Source organism: Vibrio sp. 1580 (genome assembly GCF_033340055.1).
The window spans coordinates 1-708 of record NZ_JAWOVT010000281.1 but is presented as its reverse complement, the minus strand read 5'-3'; the positions used below and the strand labels follow the sequence as shown (position 1 = coordinate 708).

Sequence of the window (708 nt, the reverse complement as noted above, 5' to 3'; positions counted from 1 at the left end):
TGTTACCCAAGCGCATTCGGTCCGCGGTGATTCGCCAGTTGTCCTTACAAACCCCCACGATCGCTTTCGCAACTAAGCTTTTACCTGAGCCAGACTCGCCCACTAAGCCTCGGATTTCACCTTCGTTGAGCGTTAGGCTCATTCGGTCGACGGCTTTCACCATCCCTTGTGGTGTTTCGATCTCGATAGTCAGATGTCGAATATCTAATAACGGCATTATTCGATCCCCGCATTCAGCGCTTGGCGTACACCTTCACCTACTAAGTTTAAGATAATTACGGTGAACATGATGGTCAGACCCGGAAGCGTCACGGTCCATGGTGCGATGTAAATCAGCTCGACGGAATCACCCAAAATGGCACCCCATTCGGTACTCGGTGCTTGAGCACCCAAGCCAAGAAATCCAAGAGCTGTAATATCCAAAATGGCTGCCGACAGAGCGAGAGTAATCTCTGCTGCAATGACGGTTAAAATGTTTGGAAGAATCGAGCTCCACAGTAAGTAGAAGTCATTTGCGCCATCTAGGCGGGCTGCCATGATGTAATCTTTTTCTACCTCAGTATGCACGGCAATATACACCGAGCGAATAAAGCGTGGGATCAGAGCCAAACAAATCGCCAGCAAGATATTAAATTCACCAAAGCCAAGGAATGCCACAAAAATGATCGCGAGCAATAGCGATGGGATCGACATAACGGTGTCGAGAAG

General features: G+C 48.7%; 2 protein-coding genes. Both read right to left on the bottom strand.

Translation table 11 applies throughout. From position 1 onward, the window contains the following. The coding region (locus R7093_RS25525; protein ID WP_318147058.1) for an ATP-binding cassette domain-containing protein at window positions 1–217 on the bottom strand (217 nt) is incomplete at its 3' end. Beyond that, window positions 217–708: ABC transporter permease subunit (locus R7093_RS25520; RefSeq protein ID WP_318147057.1), on the bottom strand; the 492-nt coding region annotated here is incomplete at its 5' end. The genes R7093_RS25525 and R7093_RS25520, both read right to left, overlap by 1 nt.